The following is a 25,008-nucleotide window of genomic DNA, read 5'->3' as shown; positions in this document are numbered from 1 at the left end:
GTTGACAGCACTGGGAACTCGAGCGCTAATGGACGCCAAGTAGGAAACGCTATTTCGCATCAAGAAACAGCGTGCTCGTCACTGGAGTCATGATGAATCTCCGAGGTCCGGCCGTCGCCGCCATCACCCTGTGTCTCGCCCTCGCCACCGGACCCGCCGCGCGTGCCGAACCCACGACGACGCACGAAACCGTCGCAATCCCTTGCGCTGGAACGGACATGGCCGTTCCGGTGGACTGGCGGCTGCCGGTCGGCACGCCCAGGGGCCTGATCTGGCTGCAGCATGGCTTCGCCCGCAGCAACGTCAATATCGCCGGTCTCGCAACCGCTTTCGCCGATGCGGGCTATCTGGTCTTCACGCCGAGCCTGCCCTTCCTCGACTTCGCGGGTTGCACGTTGCAGAACCTGACCGGCAATACCGAGTTCCTCGGCGCGATCGCGAACCTGTTCGCCTCCGCACAGAACCCCGGCAGCGCGCTGGCCCGAAGCTTCGCCGCGGCCGCCGCGCACGCGGGCAGGCCGGAGCTCCGGCTGCCCGGGCGGTACGCCTTCGTCGGCCACTCCGCCGGCGGTGAAGCCGTCGAGTACGTCGCCCATCGGTTGCGCACCGACCATCCCGGCAGCTCTAGCGGATTGCAGGGGCTGGTGCTGCTCGACCCGGTCAAGTCCTTCGTCGGCGACAACACCGATCGCGCCCTCACCGACCTGGACAGCACGTCGCTGCCGATCCTCACCGTCTCCGGTCCCCCGTCGCTGTGCAACGCTTTCGGCAGCGGCACGAACGCGGTCCAGTCTCTCCTGCACCGCTCCTATGTCGGCATCCGCATCAGCACCGGTGTCCATACCGACGCCGAAGGAACCAGCGTCGACACCCTCGGCAGCTTGCTGTGCGGCACACCGGAATCGGTGAACATCACCACCCTGCGCACCCTCGCCCTCGGCTGGCTCGGCGACTATTTCACCGGCACCCGATCCGCCGACTACTACCCACCCGACGCCCCACTCACCGACGCACAGACCGCCCGAACCGCCGTCGCCCGGGTAGCGGCCGCACCCGACGCCCAAATCCTCTCCGGCGCTTCGTGATCACTACTTCGGGCGGCGACCACCTTGCCATCCTCTGATGCACGGCGCTATTCTGTACGGTTCCGGAAGTGATCCCACAGTCCGGACTTCACGGAGTGTTCGAAGTGTTTCGAGGGGAGCCACACCGTGCCACTTGATAATTCGTTGGGCCCAGTCACGTCGGCTAGCCCGGCGGGTGATGGTTTCTTCGTCGATCTCGTCAGACTGGGCCAGCTGGCGGAAAAACTCGACGGGCATGCCGAGGCCGTTCTGGCGATCAGAATCAACACTGCGGTTCGGATGCCTAATTCGGCTCTACAGGAACCACTTTCGCGAGTCAACCGCATCGTGTCCGATGCCTATACTTTCATCGGGGGGCACATCAAGACCATGTCGAAGACGATGTCCGCGGCAAGGCAGTCCTTCAGCGGGATGGAGCGGGCCAACGCCGAGCAACTGGGCACCTACCTCCGCGGACAGGCATAGCCAAGGCGATGGAGACCATCAGCCGTATCCGAGCCTGCGATCTGATCGCGATGTCCAGCCTCGCCGACGAACTGACCACCGGCAACGACACATTCTCGACCCGGGTGGATCAGATGAGTCGCGATGTGGACCATGCGATGGATTCGTGGAAGGGGAAATCAGCCCAGTCCGCACAGACCAGCGCTCTAGCGCACCAAATGTCTTCCAATCATGTCGGCGCCATTGTGCTCTCGATCGCCGACCACTGTGCCGCCGGCAGCAAGAACCTGACCGAGACCCGAACAGCGTTGCTGGCGATCGTGGATCGCGAGATTCCGCTGGCGGGCATGCAATGGCATGACGACGGTACCGTCACCGCACCACCGATGCCGATAGGCGCCGATGGGCCGGACCCGGCGGTCAGAGTGATCTTGCAGCAGCGACTCGATAACCAGGCGGCAAGCTTTCAGCAGCGCGTGCAATGGCTCATGACCTCGTTCGGCGATGCCGAAACGCAAGCGGCACAGGCGATCAGCAGCGACCTGCAGCTACTGGAGCAGTTTCGTGCCCATCCCGGGGAGGACCCGGCCGCCCCGCTGGTCCAGGCGATTCTCGACGGCCGGACCCAGTTACCCACCGATCCGCAGATGCTGCACGACTTCTGGCTGAAGCTGTCCCCCGCGGAGAAGGACGCCTTTTATCAAAGAGACCACTTCATCGGGAACCGCGAAGGTATCCCGCAGGCCGACCGCGACCACTACAACCGGTTGAACCTCAACGATCTTCGCGACAAAGCCCAGCAGCGACTTGACCGCCTCATCGCCGACCACGACAAGGCGATCCGCAACCGCGACGCCAACGCCAACGACTCTTCCTGGCTGACTCGCATCGCCGCAGCCCGTAAGGAGTTGGATGGGTACAACAACATCTACGAGCAAAGCCAATCCAAAGACGGTGTGCCTCGGTTGCTCTCGCTGGTCGATGACAAGGGCCACGCCGCCGTTGCCTTCCGGAATCCGGATACCGCGGACAACATCTGCACCTATGTTCCCGGTACCTTTGCCTCGACTACGGACGCCAAAGGTTTCGCTGTCGACGTCAATCGGTCTGATGTCATGCGCCGGGCCGCGGAGCTGGCCGACCCGTCGAAGAAGACCTCGGTGGTGACTTGGATCGGATATGACGCACCACAATCCATTCCGGCCGCGATCGGAAGCAGTTATGCCAGGAATGCCGCGCTGCCGCTGGATGAGTTCCAGAACGGACTGCGGGTCACCCATGACGGCGCCCGGTCGGCGAATACCGTTGTGGGACACAGCTACGGCACGACCGTAATCGGTCAAGCCGCCAGCCACGGTCGCACTCTCGACGCCGACAAATTGGTCTTGGTGGCCAGCCCCGGCCTCGACGTCGACCGGCCCGAACATATGAGCCTGACCGGTGTCGCATCCGGCGAGGTGCATGACCACATCTACTACACGGCGGCGGCATGGGACCCCGTCGCCGGAGCGCCGTCACTGTCCCCGCACGGCCCCGAACCACAACGGACCCCCGGGTGGGGAACGTTCTTCTCCAACGGCGGCGGCTGGATCGGGAGTGCACACGGCTCGTACTGGGATGACGGCAACCCGGCCCTGACGAACATGGGGATGATCATCTCCGGAAGCGGGAGAGTCTCATGACGACTGTCCCGAGCTCCTCCGAATCCGCAGCACGGCAAAAGATTCTGCAATACCTAACCGACACACTGCGGCACCTGCCCGACGATATCTCGCTGTCCTGGCAGCACCCCGGCTACGAACACGCAGTCTTCGGCGACGCACTCGTGGTCGCCGCCGTCGACGCTACCGAACCAGATGTGCCGCTACTCCTCAACGCCGAATATTGGGTTGTGGGCGTCCAGCCGGGAAAGCTTCGCGAATACTTCCGGCTGATTCTCGGGATCTGGAAGACGTTCGGCTGGCGCGTGGCCGTGGACGAGCAGGCGACACCCCAGCTCATCGGACGCGCGCGCACCCTCGATGATTTCGGCTTCACCCTGGTCGACAACGGCAAGGGAGACCTCGCCATCACCGCGTCCTCCCCCTGGTTCGCCCAGGACGCAACCGGCGGCGACCCACTCCCGAGCACCATCACCCATCCCTGAGAGCGATCATGCCAACCAGTGAACACGACGAACTCGGCCTGAAGGTGCAGCGCGCCAACCTTGCACTCCAAGAGATCCGCGGCAATGCGACGATCGATGGCATCCATGTTGTGGTGGACGCCCAACACCGCCTCCTCGCGGTCTCCACCCCTGAGGGAAGAATTATCGTCGAGGCCTACAACGCCGCTATCCTCGACGCCGAGCCCCGCGTCGAGGATGCCGTGCGCGAACTGCGTGAAGATCCAACGATCGATGCGGTCTCCACCTTCGTCCGCGACAACCCGGCACACATGGACGATCAACGCCTCCACCATGAGTCAGATCGCGGCATCGAGGAGCCCGAATCCAATCGAAGCATCTGGGGCGACAGCGCATGGTGACTACGGTGGCGCAACTTTGGTACAGAGTGCTGTGATTGCCCGTTCCACACGGTCCTGATAGCGTTTCCATTCAGTATCAACACGGCTCGCAAGCGTGCACGGGGGGTTGATTATTGTGCTGTCCTGGAGCAGTTTTCGAATCCAGCCGATCTTTGCGGCAAGCGCGATAGCGCGCTATCGCAGCGGTAGATAACCGATCGCGAAGTTCATGTCGGCGAGCGCTGCCGACGGAATGGATACGCCTTGGAAACAGAGCTTCCCGCATGATGTCCTACAACCAATTGCTGCGGACTCGTCACGTCCGTTCGCTCTTGACCACCAACTTCATCGGCCGGATCCCGAACGGCAGCGGCACGGTCGCGATCCTCATCTATCTGACGCAATCGGGGTCCAGTTACGGGCGGGCGGGACTCGCGGCGGCGGCCTACGGGATCGCCACGGCGATCGGCAGTCCGATTCTGGGCCGGGCGGTCGATCGAACCAGGCAGGTGCCCGTCCTGGTGGTCAGTTCGATCGTTTCCGCCTGCGGATACATTGTGCTCGCGTTCGTCGATCCGGTGCGGACCGAGATCCTGGTATTCGGCTGCGTCATCGTGGCCGGGCTGTTCACCCCGCCACTGGAAGCGTGCCTGCGGACGATCTGGTCCACGGTGCTCCGCGACGACAGGCTGGTCCATTCGGCCTTCGCGCTGGACAGCGGACTTCAGGAACTCATTTTCATTGTGGGTCCCTTGCTGGCCGCCGGGTGCGCCGCTCTCGTCGATCCGTCGTTCGGCCTCGTTTTCGTGACGGCACTGTCCGTCGCCGGCACCGTCGCCTACTGTCTCATCGACCCGGTGGCACGCTGGACGGCACGTCGCCGGGCCACCGACCAGCCGATCCGCTGGTGGGGACCGCTGGGGCGGATCAGCGTCGACGCGATTCTGGTGTCATTTCTGTTCATCGGCGCCACGCTCGGGATGCTGAACTTGACCGCGGTGGCGTTCGCCAACGACCACGACAGCCCCGGGCAATCGGGAATCATCCTCGGCGCCAACGCGTTCGGCGCGCTGCTCGGCGGGATAAGCTACGGCCGGCGGACGCCGCGTTCGGCGGCCGTCGACCATTTGCCCCTGCTCTGCGGTGCGCTCATGCTCGGCTACGTCCCGACGGCGTGCCTCGGGTTGGCAGGCTCGGCGCCGCTGCCGCTCATGTGCGCCGCCGTGTTCGTGGCCGGAGTTCCGCTGGCGCCGGCAATCGCCGCGGCCTTCGTCGCGATCTCGACCCAGACGTTGCCGGGCACCGAAACCGAAGTCTTCGCCTGGCTCGTCTCGATGGTGCTGCTCGGCACTGCCGCGGGCGCCGCGATCTCCGGAAATCTGATCGCGGGCGGCGGCTGGGGCGCCGGCGGCGCCGTCATCGTCGTACCACTCGTGATCGCCACGGTCACTACATATCTCGCCAAACAATTCAAGATGCCATGCATAACGCGAACCGAAAGCCTCGAAGATGAACATATCGCGCCCTCCTGAGATAGTCGACTCACGAGTCGCACCCCTGCGTCTGATGGCGGAGGTGCAGCAGCATTCGCCCGCCCCGGGGGCCGGCCTCATTCTCGTCACTCATCTGCTCGAGACATCCGTCGAGTACGTGCAGCGGCTGGCCGAATCCTTCGCGCTGATCGCCGTGATACCGGTGCCCTACTCGCTGAGTGCCGCGGCAGCGCTGGAGCTGCACCAACGCGGGATCCCGGTGCGGACGGTCGAGTCGATCACCGAGATCGCCCCGGCGGTGCTGGCGGCGGCGCGGTCCCATGGCGGGCACATGGTCGTCCAAGAGGTCGGTGGATACTGCGCGGAGATCACCGAAGACCTTGCCCAGGCCGGAGTTTCGGCGATCGTCGAGGATACGAATCAGGGCCTGTGGCGCTATCAGGCAGTCGCGGACCGGCGGGTTCCGATCTACACCATCGCCGACAGTCCGTTGAAGCGGCTCGAGGATCGGCGAGTCGGCGACGGCGTCGCGCACTCGGTCGACGCGCTGTTCCGTTCCGAACTCAACCGGCTGGTCGGCAACCAGACCGTCGGGGTGCTCGGCTACGGCGGAATCGGCCGATACACCGCGCAGGGATTGAAGCGGATGGGCGCGCGCGTCCACGTGTACGACCTCGATCCGATCGCATCGGCCGGCGCCGCGACCGACGGCTTCGAGGTGCACGGCCGGACCCGATTGCTGCGGAGCTGCAATGTCATCGTCGGGGTGAGCGGTCACCGCTCACTCACGGTTGCGGACTTCGAACTGCTCAACGACGACACGGTATTGGCCTCGGGCAGTTCGAAACAGGTGGAATTCCCGGTCGAAGATCTCGACGCCGGCGGCCGGATCGAGCGCGTGTCGAAATATCTCGCACAAATAGTTCTGGACGGGAAGCACACCTGGCTGCTCAACGAGGGCAGGCCGGTCAATTTCGTGCACAACAGTATTCTCGGCAATACGCTGGACCTGGTGTACACCGAGCTGTTCGCGCTCACCGTCGCGGCCGCGTACGGCGTCCAGAACGGTGGACCGGACGGGATAAACCGGCTGCCGACCGACCGTCAGCGCAATTTCGCGGCCCGCTGGTGCCATCTCTATGGAGGAAAGAATGTCCTCGACACTCGACGTTCGTGACCGCGTGCTCGAGCTGTTCGCCGCCGCCGACCCGGCGCACGATATGTCGCACCTGGACCGGGTGGCGGGCCTGACGCGGAAACTGGCCGGCGCCGAAGGCGGCGACCTCGAGATAGCGCTGTTGTCGGTATATCTGCACGACTGTCATCGGATCATCGAGCGACGCGAGAACAAGGAGCACGTGTCCATAGCGGAAGCGTGGGACATGACGGCCCAATTGCTGTCGGAGTTGAACGTGCCTGCGCGGGAATGGGATCGGGTCCGGCAGGTCATCGAACAGACCTCCGCCTACTCGTTCGGGCAGGGGTTGCCGCCGGACTGGAGTATCGAGGCGGCGATCGTGCACGACGCCGACAATCTCGACGCCATCGGGGCGGTCGGCATCGCCCGCGCTTTCGCCTACGGCGGCGGGCTGGGCGAGCCACTGTGGCGGCCACAGGTTCTGCCGTCCGACGCCTACTCGCCCGGCAAGACCAGTTCGGTGCTCGCGCACTTTTACGAGAAGCTCTTCCGCCTGGAGTCGGACATGCTGACGGCGACCGGAAAAGCCTTGGCGCAGGAGCGGACCCGGGTGATGCGGGCGTTCGTCGGCGACTTCATCGAGGAGTGGGAGCAGGCGATCCCGGAAGCCGGGGCGCGCATCGCCGAATGGCGAGACCGGCTGCCGGACAGGTCGAATCGGCCGCAGGCCGTCGGCGACTGAGCCGTCCGTCGGTCACGCCCATTTATCGGCCGGTGGGCGCCAGGCGGCTATCTGGTCGAGCATCGACTCGACGTCCTCGGCCACGATGAGGGCGTCGAGCAAGTGCGGCGCGAGAAAGCCGTCATCGACCATTCGGCTGAGCATCGCGAGCAGGTGGTGCCAGAAGCCCTCGACATCCAGCAGGCACACCGGCTTCTTGTGCAGCCCGAGCTGCCCCCACGTCCATGCCTCGAAGAACTCTTCCAGCGTGCCGGTGCCGCCGGGCAGCGCGACGAACGCGTCCGCGCGCGCGGCCATGGCCGCCTTGCGCTCGTGCATCGACTCGACCGTGTGCAGCTCGGTCAGCCCCCGATGTGCCAGTTCCTGGTTGATCAGGTGAACCGGCATCACGCCGACGACCGTGCCGTTCGCCGCCAGCACGGAGTCGGCCAGCACGCCCATCAAACCGACATGTCCGCCACCGTAGACCACGGCGATATCGCGTTGGGCGAGAGCACGTCCGAACACCCGCACGCGGTCGGCGACCGGAGGCTTACCGATCGAGGAGCCGGTGAAAACCGCGATGCTCCGAACCGGCGATAGGGATGGAGCGACCTCACCGTCGAGCTGGATCTCTTGCACTTTCCCTCCTTCTCGATCGGCCGGGCAGTACCGCGTCATCGTAGCGGCCTGTGCCACAACGGGTTCGCGCGATCCCACGGCGCGTCGTGCTCGGCTACAGCAGGTCGGCGGCGCTGAACACGGAGCGAACGGCGATCCCCGCGGCGCTGATCGCCTCGGCGCCACCGCGATCCACGAGGAGCAGCACGCCCGCGACCGTGCCGCCCGCCTCCCGGACGGCATCGACCGCGATCAACGTGGAGTCGCCGGTGGTCGACGTGTCCTCCACGATGAGGATCCGTTTGTCCCGGACGTCGCCGCCCTCGATCCGCCGCCGCAGACCGTGCTGCTTCGGCTCCTTCCGGATGATGAGCGCGGGTACCTGCCTGCCGCGATCGCGGGCAGCGGTCATCGCCGCGAGGGCCACGGGTACGGCGCCCAGCGCCAGTCCGGCCACCGCGTCGTAGACCCATTCGCCCGCGTAGTCGATGATCGCGTCGCCGATGAGCTGGGCACCCCTGGGATGCAAGCTGATTCGGCGAAGATCGAAGTAATGATCGGACGTCGCACCGGAGGCCAGCGTGAACCGGCCACGCACCAGCGCCTGGTCGCGGATGAGTTCGGCCAGCTCGCTCATGCGCCTGCCTCGCTCGCCACCCGGCCGCGATGGGCGGCGCCGATCAGATCTCGATATCGCCGATACCCGTGCTGGGCGAGCAATGCGCGCAGCTCCGCGGTGATGCGCACCGCGGCGTCGGGTTCTTCGAAGTTGATCGTGCCGATGGCAACCGCGGACGCCCCGGCTGCCGTCAATTCGACGACGTCCTGCCCGCTGCGAACCCCGCCGCCGCCGAGAATCGGGACGCCGGGCATAGCCTGATGGACTTGCCAGATGCACCGCACGGCGACCGGCCGGATCGCGGGCCCGGAAAGCCCGCCGAAGACGGCGGACAGCGAAGGTCGCAGTGTCCGTGGATGAATGGCCGCGCCGAGCAGGGTGTTGATCAAGCTCAACGCGTCCGCGCCGGCCTCGACGCAGGCGCCGGCCACTTCGACGATGTCCGGGACGTCCGCGCTCAATTTGGCCGACAGTCGAGTATGTGGCAGCACAGCCCGGACGCCGGCGACGACTGCGGCAGCGGAGGTCGAATCCCTGGCGAAGACCTTGTTCTGGTCGGCCACATTGGGACAGGAGATGTTGAGTTCCACAGTGTCGACCGGTAATTCGTGCGCGGCGATCCGCGCCGCGGCCGCGGCGTAGTCATCGATCGAGTGCCCGGCCAGGGAAACGATGACGGTGGCGCCTTGTTCGGCCAGCCAGGCCAACTGCTCGTCGAGCAGTGCGTCTATCCCCTCCCCCTGGAGACCGATGGCGTTGAGCAGGCCGGCGGGGGTCCTGGCCGCCCGCACCGGCGGTAGGCCGGGCCACGGGCGCGGGAGGACCGATTTCGTCACCACGGCGCCGACCCGGCCGAGGTCGAGGAACGCGCCGATCTCCCTGCCGTACATCGCGGTACCCGACGCGAGCACGATCGGTGTGGTCAGCGACAGGCCGGCCAGGTCGGCGGTGAGATCGACGGTGTCGGCTTGCGCGCTCATTCCGGCCTCCCCGCGGCTGCGAGCAGTTCCCAGTCGATGGCGTCCGCCGCGAAGGCCGGCCCCTCGACGCAGGCGCGCGCAAACCGTTGTCGCAGTTCGCCATCGCGCACCGGCACGGCGCAGGTCAGGCACAGTCCGATGCCGCACGCCATGAACGGTTCGGTCAGGACCAGGCACGGCACCGTCCGGGAGCGGCATTCGCCGGCGATCGACCGCGCGATCGGCGTGGCGGCCGCGACGACGACCTGTCCTGGTCGAACAGCGTCGAGCAAGGCGCGCAGCCGGGGCGTCCAGTGCTGCGAATCCGGCATCGCCGCAGCGGTTATGGCTGCCCGGTCCGGGACATCCGCGACCCAGGGCGCCGCGGTTTCGGTCACCGGTTCGGGGAAGAACACGTGCACCGCACAGGGACGGTCCCGCCGGGCCAGCTCCTCCGCGAGATGGCAGGCGAAGGCGACCCCGTGCCCCACGGCCACGATCAATACCGGCCCCGGCGCCTCGGACAGCCGCACCGGGCAGCCGAGCGCGCCGATCAGCGCAACCCGATCGCCGGGCCGCAGGGTATCGAACGCGGTTCGAAAAGTGTTGCCGCGGTTGACGATAAATCGGAGTACCCCGGCCTTCGACGGCGACCGCCGGACCGCCGACGGGGACAGCATCCACCGGCCCGGCGGCCCCTGGTCCGGCGGTGCGGGCACGGAAACGAATTGCCCGGGTTCGAGACGATCCGCTATCCGCGGTGCGGCGAGCTCCACCAGCGTGTAGTGCGGCACGTCCGTGCGGGCGATTACCTCGGCGTCCTCCCGTACGGGCGCGGACGGGCGTAGATCGATCATGAGCCCTTCCTCGATGAGTAGACGACCTCGCCGTTCGCGTCGTTGCGCAACCCCCACGTCACTTCGGCGAGCAGGTGGATCTCCCGGATCATCCGGCGCACCCGGGCGATCGAGCAGTTCTCCAGGTCGGCGCCGTCGGCGTCGTCCATGACGTCCGCCTCGGTGACCACCACCTGCGTCGGCGCGCTGACGCAGCCGAGGGCCCGCGCGACCGCACGGAGGTGATCACAGGCCTGAACGGCACTCAGCGAATGCCCGACGGCCACCACGCCGACCGGCTTGCCCTGCAGATCTTCCCGGCGCAGTTGGTCCAGGCAGTTCTTGAGCATCCCGGAGTAGCTGCCGTGGTAGCACGGGGTCACCCAGACCATGCCTTCGGTCTGCGCCGCCTGAGATCTGAGATCGGCCAGCGCCGAACGACCCGAGTTGTGGTGCACCAGTGGAACGGGGTGGTCGACCAGGTCGCGCAGGATCGGCCGGCTTCCCCCGTCCGCGATGGTGCGGCAGATCAGCTCGGACACGGCGCGGGTACGGGACGCGGGTGCCGCCGCGCCGGCCAGCACGAGCAGCCGTCTGGGCACGAACATCCGGCTCACTCGGCCATCTCCACTCGTTTTTCGGCCGCCGCAAGGACCGGCCGGGGGTTCAGCGCCCGGCCGACGCCGTCGAGCAGGGATGTGGTGTCGTATCCGAAGTACTGGGCGGCGGCCAGGCGTACGGGGTCTCCGGAGTGGTACCGCTCGTACTGCATCTGCCGCTGCCCGAACGCGCTTCCGGTGGCGTCCCAGGCGAGCTTGAGCAGACGAACCCGCTCCTCGCCCGATACGCCGCGGCCGCGGAAGAAGGGTTCGATCGCGGGCCACAGTTCGCTGCGCAAGTCCTCTTCGGCCGGGGTGCCGAGCAGGCTTCCGCCGCCGAGTATCTGGATGACCTCGATCATCCGGGCGGTCAGTTTGGGAAAGTGGTAGCGCAGCGCCATGATCGGCTCGATGGCCGGCGTATGGGTCCCCCACGCGGAGGGCGCGGCGTTCGCCTCGGCAGCCAATACCCCCGCCTTCGCGAGCTCGAGCGAACCGAGGACTTCCCCGAGCATCTCCTGCACGTGCAGAAACGCGTTGGTTCCCGACATTTCGGCGAGCGCGATGGCGATGCCGACCAGCAGCTCGGCCTTGGCTGCGCCACGGACTATGCCGTGCTGCCCGGTGTGATGGCGGGCCGTGGTGACGTCGTACAAGCGGTTGGCGGCGTCGACGTCGCCGTAGAAGAACACCCGGTCCCACGGCACCGTGACGTCGTCGAAAATGCAGGTGGCATCCATTTCGTCGTACGCGCCCAGCGGGTTGCTCACCCGTCGCCCCGGATCGCTGACGAACGGTTCCCGGCAGACGATCCGCACGCCCGGCGTCCCCACCGGAATCGAAAAGGCCACCGTGTAGGCCTCATCGCCGGGATGGTATTTCGGCAGCGGGAACACGACGATCTCATCCGCGATCGGCACCAGCGTGCCGATCAGTTTGGCGCCACGAACGACCACGCCCTCGCTCGTTTCGCGGACTATCCGCAGATGGATGTACGGGTCGTCTTGGTCGTTGGAGCTGCGCCCCCGATCGGCGGGCGGATTGATGGTGGCATGCGAGAGAAACAGATCGCTCGCCCGGCATTGCGCGTGGAACGCGCGAATATTGCGCCCGAACCGCGGATCGACCGAGGCGAAGAACGCGTCGGCGGAGGCGAAGGCGGTGACCGCGGTGTTGACGAAATCGGGTGAGCGCCCGAGCAATCCGAACGTGGCCTCGGCGGTGGCGCGGAACGCCGCGCCGCGGCGGCGAAGCGCGTGCGCGTCCCGCGGCGCCGCCAGCGAGACCGGGACGAGCTGTCCGTCTTCCTGATCCACGAGCACGTCCTGGAGGGCCGGGTCGTGCTGGAGATCGTAGAGCTGGGCCACGCTGTGTGCGACGCCGGCCAGGGCCGGCTCCGCCAGCACATCCGGCACCCTGTGCCCGGCCAGCCAGACCTCACGCCCGTCGCGCAGACCGCGCAGGTAGTCCGCTCCCGTGCGAATCATGCCCGCACCTCCCCGAACGGCCGGTCGACCGGGTTGCCCGTCGCCGGCGGGGAGGGCGGATACATCGGCGTGACCGTGTGCCGCAGCACTGCCGCGGACGTGCCGAACAGGCTGCCGGGCACGATGCCCTGTCCACGCAACCACTGGTCGTCATACGACTCGTACAGGTAGTTCACGCCGCTGTCCGGAGCGATCGCGAGCACCACCTGGCCAGGGTTCGCCGCCGCATAGGTCAGCGCCGCGAAGACCGCGGCGCCCCCCGACTCGCCGAGCAGCAGGCCCTCTTCGGCGGCCAGCGCCCGGCAGATCGACAACGCCTCGGTGTCGGCGACGCGGTGCAGCGAGTCGACCAGGTCGCTACGCAGATTCGCCGGAATCCAGCTCAGCCCGATACCGCGCATCTTGTACGGGGCGAACGGATGCCCGAACGCCGCCGAGCCCACCGCGTCCACCGCACGAACGTGCAGCGCGGGAAAATGTTCTTTCAGCGCACTGCTCAATCCGGTGATATGGCCGCCGGTACTGACCGCGACGACCAGCGCGTCCAAATGGTCGAAGTCTTTGACGATCTCCGGCGCGGCGAAACGGGTATAGGCCTTCGGGTTGTCCGGGTTGTTGTACTGATCGAGGTTCCGCCCACCCGGGATCTCGTCCAGCAGCTGACGTACTCGCTCGATCCGCGTCTTCTGGTAGCTGCCGTTGCCGTCGGGCCTGCTCACCATGTCCAGTTCCGCGCCGAGGCTGGCCGCGTAGGACAGCACCGATTGCGGAGTCTTCGGATCCACCACCAGAATTACCCGGTAGCCTTTGACGGCCCCGATGAGAGCCAGAGATTTACCCAGATTGCCGGAGGTGGATTCGATCAGGGTCGCCCCAGGACCGAGATAACCCTTTCGTTCGGCCGATTCCACCATGTGCAGCGCGGCCCGGTCCTTGATGCTTCCGGACGGATTGGCTCCTTCGAGCTTGACATATATGCGGTCGGTGGGCCGGGGCAACAACTTCCGTAAGCGGACGACCGGCGTATCGCCGAGCGTTTCGAGCACATTCTCGTAGATCATGAGTTCTCCTGAAAAACAGCTTGGGTGACCTTCGACGAGTGGTCAGGGCAGAACGATCAATTCCCGAGTCGAGGTCGTGAGCAATCGATTCCCGTCGGCCTCGACCACGAACGGATCTTCGACGTGGACACATCCGAATCCGAATTCGTAGTACGGCGTCTCGATGTTGACGACCGTGCCGGGTTCCAGTTCGGTGGTGCTGTCCGGCCGGATGAGTACCGGGTCGTAGACCTCGACACCGATTCCATGACCGACATGATTGCGGCGGTAGTGCGGGATACCGGATTCCCGGACGCGGTCGGTGGTGAGCTCGAACAATTCGGCGCCCGACATGCCGGGGCGGGCTTGTTCCACCGCGGCCTGTTCCCCGGCGAGCACCGCGCTATACAACTTGTCCAGCCGCGCGTCGGGTTCGCCGAGGGTGCATACGCGCGCGATGTCGAACCAGTAGCCGCCGACCACCGCGCCGACGTCGAACCAGATCGCTTGCCCGCGGCGCAGCACCGTCCCGGTGGCACGGCGCTGGCCCGCGACCGCGTTGGCTCCGATCCTGATGAGTGTGAACTTCGCGGCGCCTCCCTGCGCGGCGACCGAACGATTGAATTCGCGAACCAGCTCCCGCTCGGTCACTCCCTCCTCGGCGATGGCGATCGTCGCGCGAATCGCGTTCTCGCCGACGGCCGCGGCGGCCGCGATCAACTCCAGTTCCCGTTCGGTCTTCACTTGGCGCACATACCGCAGATGCCCGGCCGCCGCGACGATCTCCCACCGCGGCAACCGTTCGGCCAGCGCATCGAAGAACGCGCTCGGAACCCCGTCCTCGTCCAGTCCGATCCGGCCGCCGCCCGGACAGACCGTGCGAATCGCGTAGGCCAGCGCCGAAAGCGCGTCGTCGAACCGAGAAGCCACGGTGACCTGACGAAGCCACTCGTCCTCGGGGGTCATCGTCACCTCCTCCGGCACCTCCCGGAAGAATGTGCCGTAGGCAACGGCTTCCACGATCTTCTCGTCGGCATCGAGAAATTGGTCTATCTCGCAGCCGCCGCAGACGAAAATCGCCCCGTCGCCGGTATTTGCGGGCAGCGCGGCGAACGCACGCCCGGAATGCGGAAACATGCCGAGATGCACACTGTCGATCCCGGTGAGGTAGAGCAGATTCTCCGCCGTGCTGCTGACCACGGCGTCGAGCCGGAAATCGCGCATACGTTGTTGCAGGCGTGAGTGGTTGATACGCATGAATTGAGCCCCCATATTGTTTTGTCGATATCGACGCCGATACGAGTCAGTCCGATCGGGCGGTACCGATCGGCGATTCCTCGACGTCGTCCTTGTCGGGCACGGCCAGGTCGTATTTCGGCAGGGCCAGCAGCGGCCCCACCCACACCGCGGCGAAGCCGGCCAAGGTGAGCGCGATATGACCACCTTCGAGCGCGGCGCCGACGAGTGGCGTGCCGATGACGATGAGAAAGTTGGCGTTGGCGTTCATCAGACCGATCGCCGCGGCAGGCTGCTCGGCATGACGGCGTTGCGCGGAGGCGAAGGTCGCGGCGAACGGCAGGCCCGAGGCGACGCCGAGAATCACTGCCGCACACAGGGCGACGGCGAACGGGCCACGATGCGCCAGCGCAAGCACCGCCGCGCCGCCGATCAGCAACGAGCCGACCGTCCAGCCGCGCATCCGCAGCGGGTGGCGGCGAGCGAGATAGCCGCCGGCCGGGCGGCTCACCACCGTGGTCAGCAAGATCAGCGAGGCGGTCACTTCGGCCGCGGTTCCGGTCATCCCCCAGGTCCGTTGCAGGATCAGGGCGGTCCAGTTGCTGAGCACGATGCTGCCACCGAAGGTAACGGTGTGCACGGCGGCCAGCCGGTACAGCTGGGTATCCGCCAAAATCGCAGCGCCGCTTGGCCTCTCCCGCCGAGTCGCACGGTCGGCCCGCCCCGCGGCGAACGCCGCGGTGGCCGGGGTCAGCAGGACGGCAAGGCCTACGCAGGCGATGGCCACACAGGTGAGCCAGCTCGCCCGCCAGCCGAGCCACCCGACGGTAGCGGGCACGACGACGAGCGCAACGCCGCCCGCCGCGGCCGCGAACCCGCCGAACAGTCCCTGCCCCATCGTCCCGGTACCGCTTCGCCGGGCGGCCTCCGCGCCGGCGACGTAGCACATGGACGCGCCTACGCCTGCCGCCGCACGACACACCAGCGCCAAGGTGAATGACGGAGTCAGGGCGCCGATCGAATAGGCCACGGCAACGAGCACCAGGCCGCTGCCGCCGGCGCGCCGGACACCGAACCGGTCGATCAGCGCACCCGCGGGAAGCTGAAATACCGCATAGGTCACCGCGAAGGCCGAAGTCAGTGCACCGACGCCGGCCAGCCCGACGTGATAGGTGTCCGCGAGCCGGGAGGCGGCCGCGCCCGCGGCCGTCAGCGACCACCCGGCGGTGCCCCCGAGCAGGCAGGACGCCGCCAGCTGAGTGGCCGTTTCCCACCCGATGCCGAGCCTGCCGATTCGATTACGCATGCCCCTCCGACCGCTCTCCCACCAGGAGTTCGATGCCCCGCCGCACAGGACGGGCTGGCAACGAGGACGTTAGCAACCGGCAATGCCGTACTCAATTGATTCACCCTACGATTTCGGTAGCCCGCTCCCGTGTGCGCAGACGGCCGGAACCCGCTCCGCCCCTGGGGATCCGGAAGCCGACCGGTCAGGACAGGCGCCCTCACGAACCAGCGTTCTCCAGCCGGTCGGCCAATTCCTGCCAGGTCCGCGCGTTGGCGCGCGCCAGCTGGGCCAAGGCGCCCCAGGTGTGGCGCGGAGCCTGCACAGCCAGCTGCTCCCATGCGCGAATGTCGGCGGCGCCCGCGGCCAATCGCCGCAGCAACGCCTTCCCGGCGTCGGTGAACTTCAAGGCCGGATCGTTGAGCAAGCTTCGTAAGATGAGCTGCTGCACCGGAACCGCGTGCGCCTGGCCGGCCGTATCGCTTTGCCGAGCCGCGGTGCGGCCCACCGGAACCGCGGCCGAATGGCACGAGGTGTCGCGCACCCGCTTGGCCGTGGTGACCGAGATCCCGGCGTGCTTGGCAATCTCGCGCAACGAGGCCCCCGGATGGTTCGCGATGAAATCCGCCGCGCGGTCCCGGCCTTCGGACAGCTCCAGCCGATACACCTTGCCGTCCTGGCCCAACCGGCCGTTCAGGTGGGAATTCTCCCCGGCGGAACACCGCCGCAACTTGCCGACTGTCTTGTGCGACAAACCGGCAATGCGTCCGATCAATCGATCCGACCAGCCGGAATGCGACGTCAGCAGGCGCTCCGCGGCCCGCTTGCGGTCGGCGATCGACAGCGGGAGGCCGTGCGCCACGTTGGCCTGTACCGCCAGCACGAAGGCGTCTTCCACGCTGCCTTCGAAGTACTTGATCGCGATCGTCTTCCGCCCCGACGCCAGCGCCGCCTGAATTCGGTGCGCGCCGTCGATGATTCGCATCGTCGGCCGGTGCACGATCACCGGAGGCAGTGGCTCGTCGGTCTCGGCCAGCAACCGGACGTGTCCGGGACTCAGGCCGTCGATACGCGGTGAACTTCCCGGCAGAATGGACGCGATCGGGACGACCTCCACCGGCGCGGACGACATGCGCGCGAACACCTCGGGCACAACGGCCGCCGCCGCGCCGCCGCGACGGCCGGGTGCCACAAGGATGCGATTCGGGCCTGCCAATTCCTACCCCCAATGACGCGCACTGACAGATGGCTTGTCCGGCTCCTCGACCCCCGCACCGGACAACAACGGCCAACCCTTGCGTAACACGAAATCGAGCCACGCTCCGCAGGTTTGGGAGGTCAGCACGGCGGTGACGACGAGGGTGGTGAAGAAGCGAGCGTTGATGATGCCCGCGTCGAACGCGACGCTGGCCAGGACGATGCCGGGCCCACCGCGGGCGTTGCGTGTCACGGCCAGGTTGACGATGTCGAGGCGCCGAAAGCCGGCCAGCCGGGCGGCCAGGCCGGTGGACAGCAGGGCCGCCGCCGAGGAGCCGAGCAGAAACGTGATCACCATGAGCGGCGCGAAGCCCTTGGTGAAGTCGAGCCGGAACCCGACGACCGCGAAGTAGATCGGAATGAACACGGCCGCGGAGACGTTTTCGATGGCCGCCAGCGGAATCCGAAAGCGTTCCTGTTCGGTGCCTTTCACGCCGCCGGCGATGCCGAAGCCGGCGAGGAGCGCGGCGAAGGCGAGCGTGACGTCCAGCGCCGCGGCGACGCTGACGTAACCGAGGACGACCACCACGATCCAGGCGATCGGGGTGTGCCTGGCGACAATGTTGCACCGGGCGCGGCCGAGCCGGCGCAGCAGCGGCGGCATGACGGTCATGGCGACCAGCACGTAGAGGACGTTGGCGGCCACATGCACCGCCACCGTCTCGGCCACCGCGCCTGCGCCCGCGGCGACGGTGGCCGAGGCGATCGCGGTGGCCAGCGCCAGCACGCCCCAGAGCACGATGTCCTCCACGACGGCGACGCCGAGGACAAGGCCGGCGAACCGGGTGTGCAGGATGCCCAGGTCGTAGAAGATCTTGGAGATCACCGGGATCGAGGTGACCGCCGTCGCGATGGCGAAGACCAGGATCACGGCGGGTTCACTGCCCGCGGCGCCCATGAAATCCGCCAGCGGCAGCAGCGGCGCCACCGCGAGCGCGAGGAAGAACGGCAGCGGCGTACCGACCCCGAGCAACCAGGCGGCCGGCCGCCAATCCTGTTTGCCCAGAATGTTTCTCGCGCTCGAGCCGGACACGAACATGAGCAGCAGCAGGCCCAGATGGTAGAGGAAACCCAGCACCACCGTGGACGGATCCTGGGCGCCGTCGCCGAATATCCGCGCCATGGCGTCGGGCGCCAGCAGTCCGAGCAGCGACGGGCCGAGCAGGATGCCCGCCGCGATCTCGCCGACGACCTTCGGCTGCCGCAGCATCGCGGCCAGCTGTCCGAACACAGTGGCGCCGGCGATCAACAGCAGCAACGCCAGTGTCAGTGATCCCAAAGTCTCCGTGGACATACGTCTCCCCTACGAACGTGCTCACCGGCGGAATCCAGGGAACCCTTGGAGCCGAGTCGCCTTCGGCGACAACATCTCCGGCCCGGGGTCCGGGTCGGGCCATGGTTCGCTCGCGATGCGCCGGGTGGCGGTGCCCGCCACGACGAAGGCGGCGGCGAACGGGAACCACGCCACGGCTCCCCAGGCGGCGAGCAGCGACACGATGGCCGGGCCCACCGAGTGCTGTACGCCGACACCGATACTGAACACCGCGAGGTGCGCACCGCGCTCGGCGCCCGGCGCGTGCTCGTAGGACAGCTCCCACGCCCCCGCGACCTGCAGCGACTCGCCCACGGTCAACGCGACCACGCCGACGACCAGGGCGATGACACCGTAGCCGGGCGCCAGCACGGCGACGGCCGCGAAGCAGGCGCACGTCACGGCCAGCAGGACGCCGGCGGCCTGCTCGGCGCGGGCCGCGCCCCGCATGGTGGCCGACCACCGGCTCAGCCTGCGCTGCAGCACGACCACCAGCACGGTGTTCAACACGTACATCGGCGGCAGCACGGCCGCCGGGAGATCGGTCTGGTTGAGCACGTACAGCGGCAGGGCCAGCTGAAGGATCGTGTCGTGCATCAGCAGCACGACGTTGAGCGCGGCCAGCGCGAGGTAGCGCGGCCTGACCCGGCGGCGCGGCCGGTCACCGGCGGTGATCCGCGGAGCGCAGGCATTCGGGATGCCGGACAACAGGATTCCGGCCAGCGCGAAGGAGACCGCGTTGCCGATCGGCAGCACGTCGTAGGCCGTCGCGGTCCCGATCGCGATCGCCGTGCTGGTCACCAGTCCGCCCAGCGCGAAGCCCGCATTGCGGATCGCCCGGATGTAGCCCATGGTTTCGCTGCGTCGCTCGGTGCCGACGGTGGCGCCCACCATCGCCTGGAACGCCGGGGCGGCCAGCCGGTCCAGCACGGTCACCAGAGTGATCAACACGGCGAATCCGGCCATATTGCCGGCGAAGAGGAACAGCGGATAGAGCGCCGCGCGGCCGAAATGCGTGATCCGCAGCACCCGCCGATAGCCGAAGCGATCGGACAGCATGCCCAGCGGCGTCACGGCGGCCAACGCCACGGCGCCCGCGAGCGCGAGACCACCGGCGATGACGGTGATGCCCAACCCGAGCCGCTGGCTGAAATACACCGCGGCGCCCGCGGCGAACACCCCCGTACCGACCGCGTCCGCCAGCGCGGAACCGGCGATCCGGCCGGTCCCCGCCGGCGGCAGGACCACGGTGCGCAGCGCCTGCCACCGGGTCACGGCTCGATCACGACTTCCAGCCGCGCTGCCGCCTGTTCCGCTGCGGCAGCGGCGGATTCGGCATCGGCGGCGACCGCGGTGCAGTACGCGACCCGGTCGTCCGAGTCGCGCATCGGCACGACCAGCCGGTCACCGGGCCGCTTGAGTACCGCGCAGCCGGTGACCTGCGCGACCGCGGTGGCCTCGTCGAGCCGGTCCACCCGGAGCAGGCGGCCGCGAGCCTGCGGAACCCGGTACCGGATCGCCCCGGCCCGCGATACGCGACCGGGCTCGGCGAGCAGCGCGTCGAGGACCGGCAGCATCCGCGCACCCAGCGACTGCCGCACCGCCAGTTCGACCAGGTCGATACCCGTCGCCGCGTGCAGCAACTGCGGGATCTGGTCACCGCCGGCGCGAGTGTGCGTCTCCACGACCCGCGGACCGTCGACCGTGCGGATCAGCTCGGTGTGCGTCGGGCCGAAGGCGACGCCGAGCGCGTCCAGCACCGAGCGCACATAGGCGGCCACCGGATCGTCGGCGGCCGTCGCCTCCTGGACCACGTGCCCGATCTCGACGAAGCTCGCGTCCTTGATCTTGCGGGTGATCCCGACGATCCGATGCGCGCCGCCTTCGGAGAACGCCTCGACGCTGATCTCCTCGCCGTCCAGATAACGCTCGACCAGCCGATCGCCGTCCAGCCGCGCCAGTGCCGCGTCCAGTTCCGCCACGGTCGACACCCGGACGATGTGCTCGCTCCCAGACCCGCTGCGCGGCTTGACGATCAGCGGCAATCCGTACTCGTCGGCGAAGTGCTTCAGGTCTTGGGCCGTATCGACCGCCGCCGCCGGGGTGTCGTCCACCCCGTGTGCCCGAAGTTGTTGCCGCATCAGCGTTTTGTCGTATACCCGGGCGATGACGCCGGGAGCGTGGAAGGGCAGGCCGAGCGCCGCCGCGATCGCCGCCGCGGCGTGCTGGTCGTATTCGCCGAAGGCGCCGATCGCGTGAATCGGCTCGAGCTCGTGCACGCGGCGAGCGAGCGCGACCCACTCGCCGATCGAGGCCGAGTCGCCGAGCGCGATGACCCTGGCGCAGTCGCCGGGGTAGCGAATCTTGTGCAGCCGGGGCACCGCGACCAGGACGGTGATCCGCAGTTCCGGTCGCCGGCGCCGCAGGATCGGCGTGACATCGCGGGCGCCGCCGATCAGCAGGAAATGCCGGATCATCGCGCCCCGCCGGTGGACACGGTAACCGTGGCGAACAGCCGGCGCAGCCAGCTTTCCAGCGCGTCGGGGTCGGGCCCGGCGATCATGCCGGAAAATGCGACGTGCTCGGGCACGTAGCCGGGCGCGGTCGTGGTCGGCACGCCCCGCGGGTGAATCCGGTGCTGCACCAGGACCGGATCGGCGAGCAGGCGCGGTGGCACGGTGATGGTGACCGGCGCCCCGGCGTAGACATGTCCGGGAAAGAGGAAGTCGCCGTAGTAGAGCTCGGGCGCGGGCTCGCCGATCAGATCGGTCGCCAGCTCACCGCGGACATCGGTGGCCATATCGACGGTGTGCAGGTGAACACCGCTGCGCCGCAACAACATCTCGCCGAGATGTCCGCCGCCCCCGCGGGCGGCGACCTCCACGAAGGCGGGACCGTCCGCGGTCATGATCGCCTCGAGATGGAAGGTCAGGGTCTCGCCGCCGAGGGCGCGCACACACGCGCACGCCCACGCCGCGAGCTCCGCCGCGTCGTGTTGCACGGTGCCGGAGGGACTGCCGTTGCCGTAGTCCAAGCAGGTTCCGACGTACCGGGCGGCCTGCACCGCCACCGGCTCGCCCCGGAACAGGAATCCGTCGACGGCGCAGACCGGGCCGTCGAGATACTCCTCGATCTCGTACCGCTCGGCGAAGCCGGGCTCGTTGCCGCGCTCGGCGACCAGCTCGCACGCCGCGGCGTAGTCCGCGCAGACGACGATCCCCCGGCTGGCATTCGCGTCGCGCGGCTTGACCACCACCTTGCCGGACCACGGCACCCGCTCCGGCATGGCCGTGACCGGGAACCACCGCGGCACCCGGATTCCCGCGCCGGCCAGGATCTCCTTCATGACGACCTTGTCCCGGAAGCGCAACGCGGTCGCAGGCCGCATGCCGGGAATGCCGAACTCCTCGCGCAATTCGGCGGCGGGCATGATCAGCAGCTCGCGCCGGGCGAAGATCCGGTCGAACGGCGGCTGCTCGCGCAGCCAGGGCCGTAGCTGATCGGTCACCGGCCGGCCGGGTGTCAATTCGAACTTGCCGCAACGAGTTTCGGCGGGGATCTCGCGCAGGCGCTCGGCGGGCCCCGCGTAGACGACGTCGTGCTCGTCATGGTCGAAGGCCCGCTCGTAACCCATCCGCTCGAAGTTGCTCTCGTGCAGAACGAGGAGTCTCATGCCGGGCTCACCATGGCAGCGAGCAGGTCTTGATGGTGGTGTAGTTCCGCATCGCCTCGATAACCCCCTCCTTGTCGCCGAGCCCCGAGTCCTTGAGCCCGCCGAACGGCATTGATTCCAGTCGATAGCCCGGAACTTCCGCGATATTGACATTGCCGGCGTGCAGGCCGGTGACGAAGCCGAACGCGCGGTTCAGGTCGCGGGTCAGCACACTGGCCGACAGCGCGTACCGGATGGAGTTGGCGATCCGGATCGCCTCCGCGTCGTCGGCGAACCGCAGTATCGGCGCCACCGGCCCGAACACCTCCTCGGTGACCAGCGCCATGTCCGGCGTCACCCGCTCGACCACGGTCGGCGCGTAGTGCGCGCCGAGCCGGGTTCCGCCGCAGGCGATCTCGGCGCCGGTCCGGACCGCCGCGGCGACCGCGTCCTCGATCCGCCTGGCCGCGGCTTCGTCGACCACCGTGCCGATATCGGTTTCCGGATCGAGCGGATCACCGGTTCGCCAGGTCCGGGTCCGCTCGACGAGCAATGCGGTGAACTCCGCCGCGACGCAGTCCTGCACCAGCACCCGTTTGATCGCGGTGCAGCGCTGGCCCGAATTGCCGTACGCGCCACGGGCGACGAGTTCGGCCGCCGCCACCAGATCGGTGTCGTCACATACGATGGCCGGATCGATGCCGCCGAGTTCGAGGATCACCCGGCGGTATCCGGCCCGGTCCGCGATGCGCTTGCCCACCGTGCTGCTGCCGGTGAACGCGATCATGCTCACCCGCGGGTCGTCCAGTAGCGCCGCACCGAGTTCGGCCGGATCGCCGGTGAGCACCTGGAGCATTTCCGGCGGCAGCCCGGCCTCGTAGAGTGTGTCGGCGAACCGCAACGCCGAAAGCGGGGTCTTCTCCGACGGTTTGAGCACCACCCGATTGCCACTCGCGATGGCCGGAACGACCTTGTGCGCCACCTGGTTCAGCGGATGGTTGAACGGCGTGATCGCGCAGATCACCCCGTGCAGCGGTTCGGCGAAGGTGAAAATCTTTCGCGCCCTGCCGCCTTCGGTCACGTCGCCGGGATAGACGCCCCCCTGCTCGACGAGCACCTGATTCGCCGCGCACTGCAGGACATCACCGGTGCGACGGACCTCGTGCCGGGTATCACGCAGGCACAGACCGGATTCCAGCGTGATCAGCCGGGCCCACTCGTCCGCGCGCGCCTCGATCAGTTCCCGTGCGCGCACCAGAATCCGGTGCCGCTCGTACCGGCTGAGCGAGGACCGGAATCCCTCGGCGAAATCCAGCGCCTGCCGGACATCGCCGGCGGTTGCCCGTCCGACGATCCCGATCACCTCCCCGGTATGCGGGTAGCGCACCTCGATCGCGGCGGCGCACACCGGCCGCTTACCACCGATCCGCGGGCCGTCCGCCCGGACGGCCACTACTTCAGTGCTCATATCACCAACTCCACCAAGCGTTCACAGGCGGCCGGGTCGCTCAGTTCGAGGATCGTCTCGAGCGGTACGCCGAGCCGGTCGGCCAGTGAGCGCGGGTTCTGTTTGAGGCTGCCGATGCGCAGCGGCGGCTTGCCGAGCGCGTCGAGGCGCCGCAACCCGTCACACGCGCCCATCGCGTCGTTGGTCAGCAGCACGCAGGACGCGGCCGACTCGGCCATGATCTGCAGCGCCTCGGGCGCCCTGGCCTCGAGCAGGTCTCCGCCGATCTCGACGACAACGAGGTCGGCACGGTCGGCACCGTGCCGGATCAGGGTGCGCAGCATCGCCCGGAACCGTTCCACATCGACGTCATAGGTCGAGGCCAGGCCCGCGTCCACGAAATCGGTGACCACGTCGTAGTTCGCGTCGCGGTAGTGCAGGCGGTCGCGCGCCCGGCCGGTGCCGCAGGCCTTGACCGCGGCCAGACGCAGGCTCGGACGACGCCGTTTCGCGGCGATCCCGAGGGTGCAGACGAGGGTGGTCTTGCCCACCTCGGCGGCGGTGCCGCAGACGAAGAGTACCGGCGTGTCCGCGGGCTCCGGTGCGGGGTCGGCGATCGGAATCACCGGCGCGTCAGCGATATTCACGATCCGGTCGGTGCCGGGAAAGCCGACGACCTGCACCGGCATGGCCCGCGAACCGTAGTACGCGGGCACCGCGACGCAGGTGGCGACCAGCCCGCCCTGCGCGACGAGGTCGAGCGGGTCGCCGACGGCCAGCGGCCGGTCCTGGATCTCACCGACCAGATTCGTGCCGGAGCGGCGAGTGCCGAGCAGCGCGACGAACACGTCACCGGGGTAGATGCGCACCGCCGCCCCGGTTTCGTCCTCGACGTGGTCGTAGGCGCCCTTACCGTCCACACAGCGCACCACGACGAGATCGCCGTCCCGCGGCTCGGGATTCACCGGGATCAGCGTTTCGCTGCCGTCGAGCAGTGCCGAGGCGTTGCGCACGCACGAGCAGATCAGCTTGACGGTCTCGCCGGCTACCTTCGGTCGTATAGAGCTCATACCGGCACTAGTCCAGCGCGACCAGTTGCACAGACGAGACATTGCGGTGCTCAACACCTTTGAGTGAGGCCACCGCTTGGTCGAGCGAGCCGACCGCCTCGTCCGCGTCGCGGCTGCCGAGCATCGCGTCCAGTTCGCCTTGTAGTCGCGCGCACGCGGCGGCGAGGTCTTCGGGGGCGGGTGTCTGATCGGTCATTGCCTT

The 25,008-nt window shown here is 67.8% G+C and carries 25 protein-coding genes; 8 read left to right on the top strand and 17 right to left on the bottom strand.

Annotation, left to right across the window (positions count from 1 at the left end; genetic code table 11):
• Window positions 1–92 precede the first annotated feature (92 nt).
• From ACFYO1_RS34410 to ACFYO1_RS34375, 8 genes are all read left to right on the top strand, one after another.
• A complete protein-coding gene (locus ACFYO1_RS34410) occupies window positions 93–1,085 on the top strand; it encodes an alpha/beta hydrolase (RefSeq protein WP_387240523.1) in 993 nt (330 codons plus the stop codon).
• 126 nt (window positions 1,086–1,211) lie between these two features.
• A complete protein-coding gene (locus tag ACFYO1_RS34405) occupies window positions 1,212–1,550 on the top strand; it encodes a hypothetical protein (RefSeq protein ID WP_387240520.1) in 339 nt (112 codons plus the stop codon).
• Window positions 1,551–1,558: 8 nt separating this feature from the next.
• Window positions 1,559–3,211, top strand: a complete 1,653-nt coding sequence (locus tag ACFYO1_RS34400; protein WP_387240518.1) for an alpha/beta hydrolase — start codon at window positions 1,559–1,561, stop codon at window positions 3,209–3,211.
• Window positions 3,208–3,675 (top strand): hypothetical protein, encoded by a 468-nt coding sequence (locus ACFYO1_RS34395; protein ID WP_387240515.1) that lies wholly within the window; start codon window positions 3,208–3,210, stop codon window positions 3,673–3,675. Before ACFYO1_RS34400 ends, ACFYO1_RS34395 begins: the two co-directional genes overlap by 4 nt.
• A gap of 8 nt (window positions 3,676–3,683) precedes the next feature.
• Window positions 3,684–4,055 carry a hypothetical protein gene (locus ACFYO1_RS34390; RefSeq protein WP_387240512.1) on the top strand — a complete coding sequence of 124 codons (372 nt, stop codon included), beginning with the start codon at window positions 3,684–3,686 and terminating at the stop codon, window positions 4,053–4,055.
• A 311-nt stretch (window positions 4,056–4,366) separates the two neighbouring features.
• A complete protein-coding gene (locus tag ACFYO1_RS34385; RefSeq protein ID WP_387240509.1) occupies window positions 4,367–5,566 on the top strand; it encodes an MFS transporter in 1,200 nt (399 codons plus the stop codon).
• Between the two features lie 34 nt (window positions 5,567–5,600).
• The gene (locus ACFYO1_RS34380; RefSeq protein WP_387240507.1) at window positions 5,601–6,704 is read left to right on the top strand and encodes an NAD(P)-dependent oxidoreductase; all 1,104 of its coding nucleotides are present in this window, start codon (window positions 5,601–5,603) and stop codon (window positions 6,702–6,704) included.
• Window positions 6,679–7,407 carry an HD domain-containing protein gene (locus tag ACFYO1_RS34375; RefSeq protein ID WP_387240504.1) on the top strand — a complete coding sequence of 243 codons (729 nt, stop codon included), beginning with the start codon at window positions 6,679–6,681 and terminating at the stop codon, window positions 7,405–7,407. Before ACFYO1_RS34380 ends, ACFYO1_RS34375 begins: the two co-directional genes overlap by 26 nt.
• Window positions 7,408–7,419: 12 nt before the next feature.
• Here the strand turns inward: ACFYO1_RS34375 and ACFYO1_RS34370 are convergent, their stop codons facing one another.
• The 17 genes from ACFYO1_RS34370 to ACFYO1_RS34290 all read right to left on the bottom strand — a co-directional run bounded on the left by ACFYO1_RS34370 (window position 7,420) and on the right by ACFYO1_RS34290 (window position 25,002).
• Window positions 7,420–8,028, bottom strand: coding sequence for a TIGR00730 family Rossman fold protein (locus ACFYO1_RS34370; protein ID WP_387240501.1), 609 nt, complete (start codon window positions 8,026–8,028; stop codon window positions 7,420–7,422).
• Between the two features lie 94 nt (window positions 8,029–8,122).
• A complete protein-coding gene (gene pyrE, locus ACFYO1_RS34365; protein WP_387240498.1) occupies window positions 8,123–8,644 on the bottom strand; it encodes an orotate phosphoribosyltransferase in 522 nt (173 codons plus the stop codon).
• Window positions 8,641–9,606 carry a dihydroorotate dehydrogenase gene (locus tag ACFYO1_RS34360; RefSeq protein WP_387240495.1) on the bottom strand — a complete coding sequence of 322 codons (966 nt, stop codon included), beginning with the start codon at window positions 9,604–9,606 and terminating at the stop codon, window positions 8,641–8,643. Before ACFYO1_RS34360 ends, pyrE begins: the two co-directional genes overlap by 4 nt.
• On the bottom strand, window positions 9,603–10,442 hold the full coding sequence (locus ACFYO1_RS34355; protein WP_387240492.1) for a hypothetical protein: 840 nt from the start codon (window positions 10,440–10,442) through the stop codon (window positions 9,603–9,605). The genes ACFYO1_RS34360 and ACFYO1_RS34355 overlap by 4 nt, the downstream gene beginning before the upstream one ends.
• Entirely contained in the window at window positions 10,439–11,029 is a 591-nt protein-coding gene (locus tag ACFYO1_RS34350; protein WP_387240489.1) for an NADPH-dependent FMN reductase, read from the bottom strand. Before ACFYO1_RS34350 ends, ACFYO1_RS34355 begins: the two co-directional genes overlap by 4 nt.
• Before the next feature lie 5 nt (window positions 11,030–11,034).
• Window positions 11,035–12,507, bottom strand: a complete 1,473-nt coding sequence (locus ACFYO1_RS34345) for a 4-hydroxyphenylacetate 3-hydroxylase family protein (protein WP_387240487.1) — start codon at window positions 12,505–12,507, stop codon at window positions 11,035–11,037.
• Window positions 12,504–13,568, bottom strand: coding sequence for a PLP-dependent cysteine synthase family protein (locus ACFYO1_RS34340; RefSeq protein WP_387240484.1), 1,065 nt, complete (start codon window positions 13,566–13,568; stop codon window positions 12,504–12,506). Before ACFYO1_RS34340 ends, ACFYO1_RS34345 begins: the two co-directional genes overlap by 4 nt.
• A 42-nt stretch (window positions 13,569–13,610) precedes the next feature.
• Window positions 13,611–14,804 carry a M24 family metallopeptidase gene (locus ACFYO1_RS34335; RefSeq protein ID WP_387240481.1) on the bottom strand — a complete coding sequence of 398 codons (1,194 nt, stop codon included), beginning with the start codon at window positions 14,802–14,804 and terminating at the stop codon, window positions 13,611–13,613.
• A 46-nt stretch (window positions 14,805–14,850) separates the two neighbouring features.
• The gene (locus ACFYO1_RS34330) at window positions 14,851–16,089 is read right to left on the bottom strand and encodes a nitrate/nitrite transporter (RefSeq protein ID WP_387240478.1); all 1,239 of its coding nucleotides are present in this window, start codon (window positions 16,087–16,089) and stop codon (window positions 14,851–14,853) included.
• A gap of 199 nt (window positions 16,090–16,288) precedes the next feature.
• Window positions 16,289–17,260, bottom strand: coding sequence for a ParB/RepB/Spo0J family partition protein (locus ACFYO1_RS34325; protein ID WP_387240475.1), 972 nt, complete (start codon window positions 17,258–17,260; stop codon window positions 16,289–16,291).
• A 27-nt stretch (window positions 17,261–17,287) separates the two neighbouring features.
• On the bottom strand, window positions 17,288–18,619 hold the full coding sequence (locus ACFYO1_RS34320; protein ID WP_387240472.1) for a cation:proton antiporter: 1,332 nt from the start codon (window positions 18,617–18,619) through the stop codon (window positions 17,288–17,290).
• 21 nt (window positions 18,620–18,640) lie between these two features.
• Window positions 18,641–19,912, bottom strand: a complete 1,272-nt coding sequence (locus ACFYO1_RS34315) for an MFS transporter (RefSeq protein WP_387240469.1) — start codon at window positions 19,910–19,912, stop codon at window positions 18,641–18,643.
• Window positions 19,909–21,114 (bottom strand): ATP-grasp domain-containing protein, encoded by a 1,206-nt coding sequence (locus tag ACFYO1_RS34310; RefSeq protein ID WP_387240466.1) that lies wholly within the window; start codon window positions 21,112–21,114, stop codon window positions 19,909–19,911. The genes ACFYO1_RS34315 and ACFYO1_RS34310 overlap by 4 nt, the downstream gene beginning before the upstream one ends.
• Entirely contained in the window at window positions 21,111–22,310 is a 1,200-nt protein-coding gene (locus tag ACFYO1_RS34305) for an acetyl-CoA carboxylase biotin carboxylase subunit family protein (protein ID WP_387240463.1), read from the bottom strand. The genes ACFYO1_RS34310 and ACFYO1_RS34305 overlap by 4 nt, the downstream gene beginning before the upstream one ends.
• Before the next feature lie 7 nt (window positions 22,311–22,317).
• The gene (gene phnY / locus ACFYO1_RS34300) at window positions 22,318–23,757 is read right to left on the bottom strand and encodes a phosphonoacetaldehyde dehydrogenase (protein WP_387240460.1); all 1,440 of its coding nucleotides are present in this window, start codon (window positions 23,755–23,757) and stop codon (window positions 22,318–22,320) included.
• Window positions 23,754–24,806, bottom strand: a complete 1,053-nt coding sequence (locus ACFYO1_RS34295; RefSeq protein ID WP_387240457.1) for a hypothetical protein — start codon at window positions 24,804–24,806, stop codon at window positions 23,754–23,756. Before ACFYO1_RS34295 ends, phnY begins: the two co-directional genes overlap by 4 nt.
• A gap of 7 nt (window positions 24,807–24,813) precedes the next feature.
• Window positions 24,814–25,002 carry a hypothetical protein gene (locus ACFYO1_RS34290; protein WP_387240455.1) on the bottom strand — a complete coding sequence of 63 codons (189 nt, stop codon included), beginning with the start codon at window positions 25,000–25,002 and terminating at the stop codon, window positions 24,814–24,816.
• Window positions 25,003–25,008 lie beyond the last annotated feature (6 nt).

This window comes from Nocardia sp. NPDC006044, from assembly GCF_042871115.1.
Lineage (GTDB): Bacteria > Actinomycetota > Actinomycetes > Mycobacteriales > Mycobacteriaceae > Nocardia.
The sequence above is the reverse complement of the archived record's forward strand: the minus strand, read 5'-3'. Positions and strand labels throughout refer to the sequence as shown.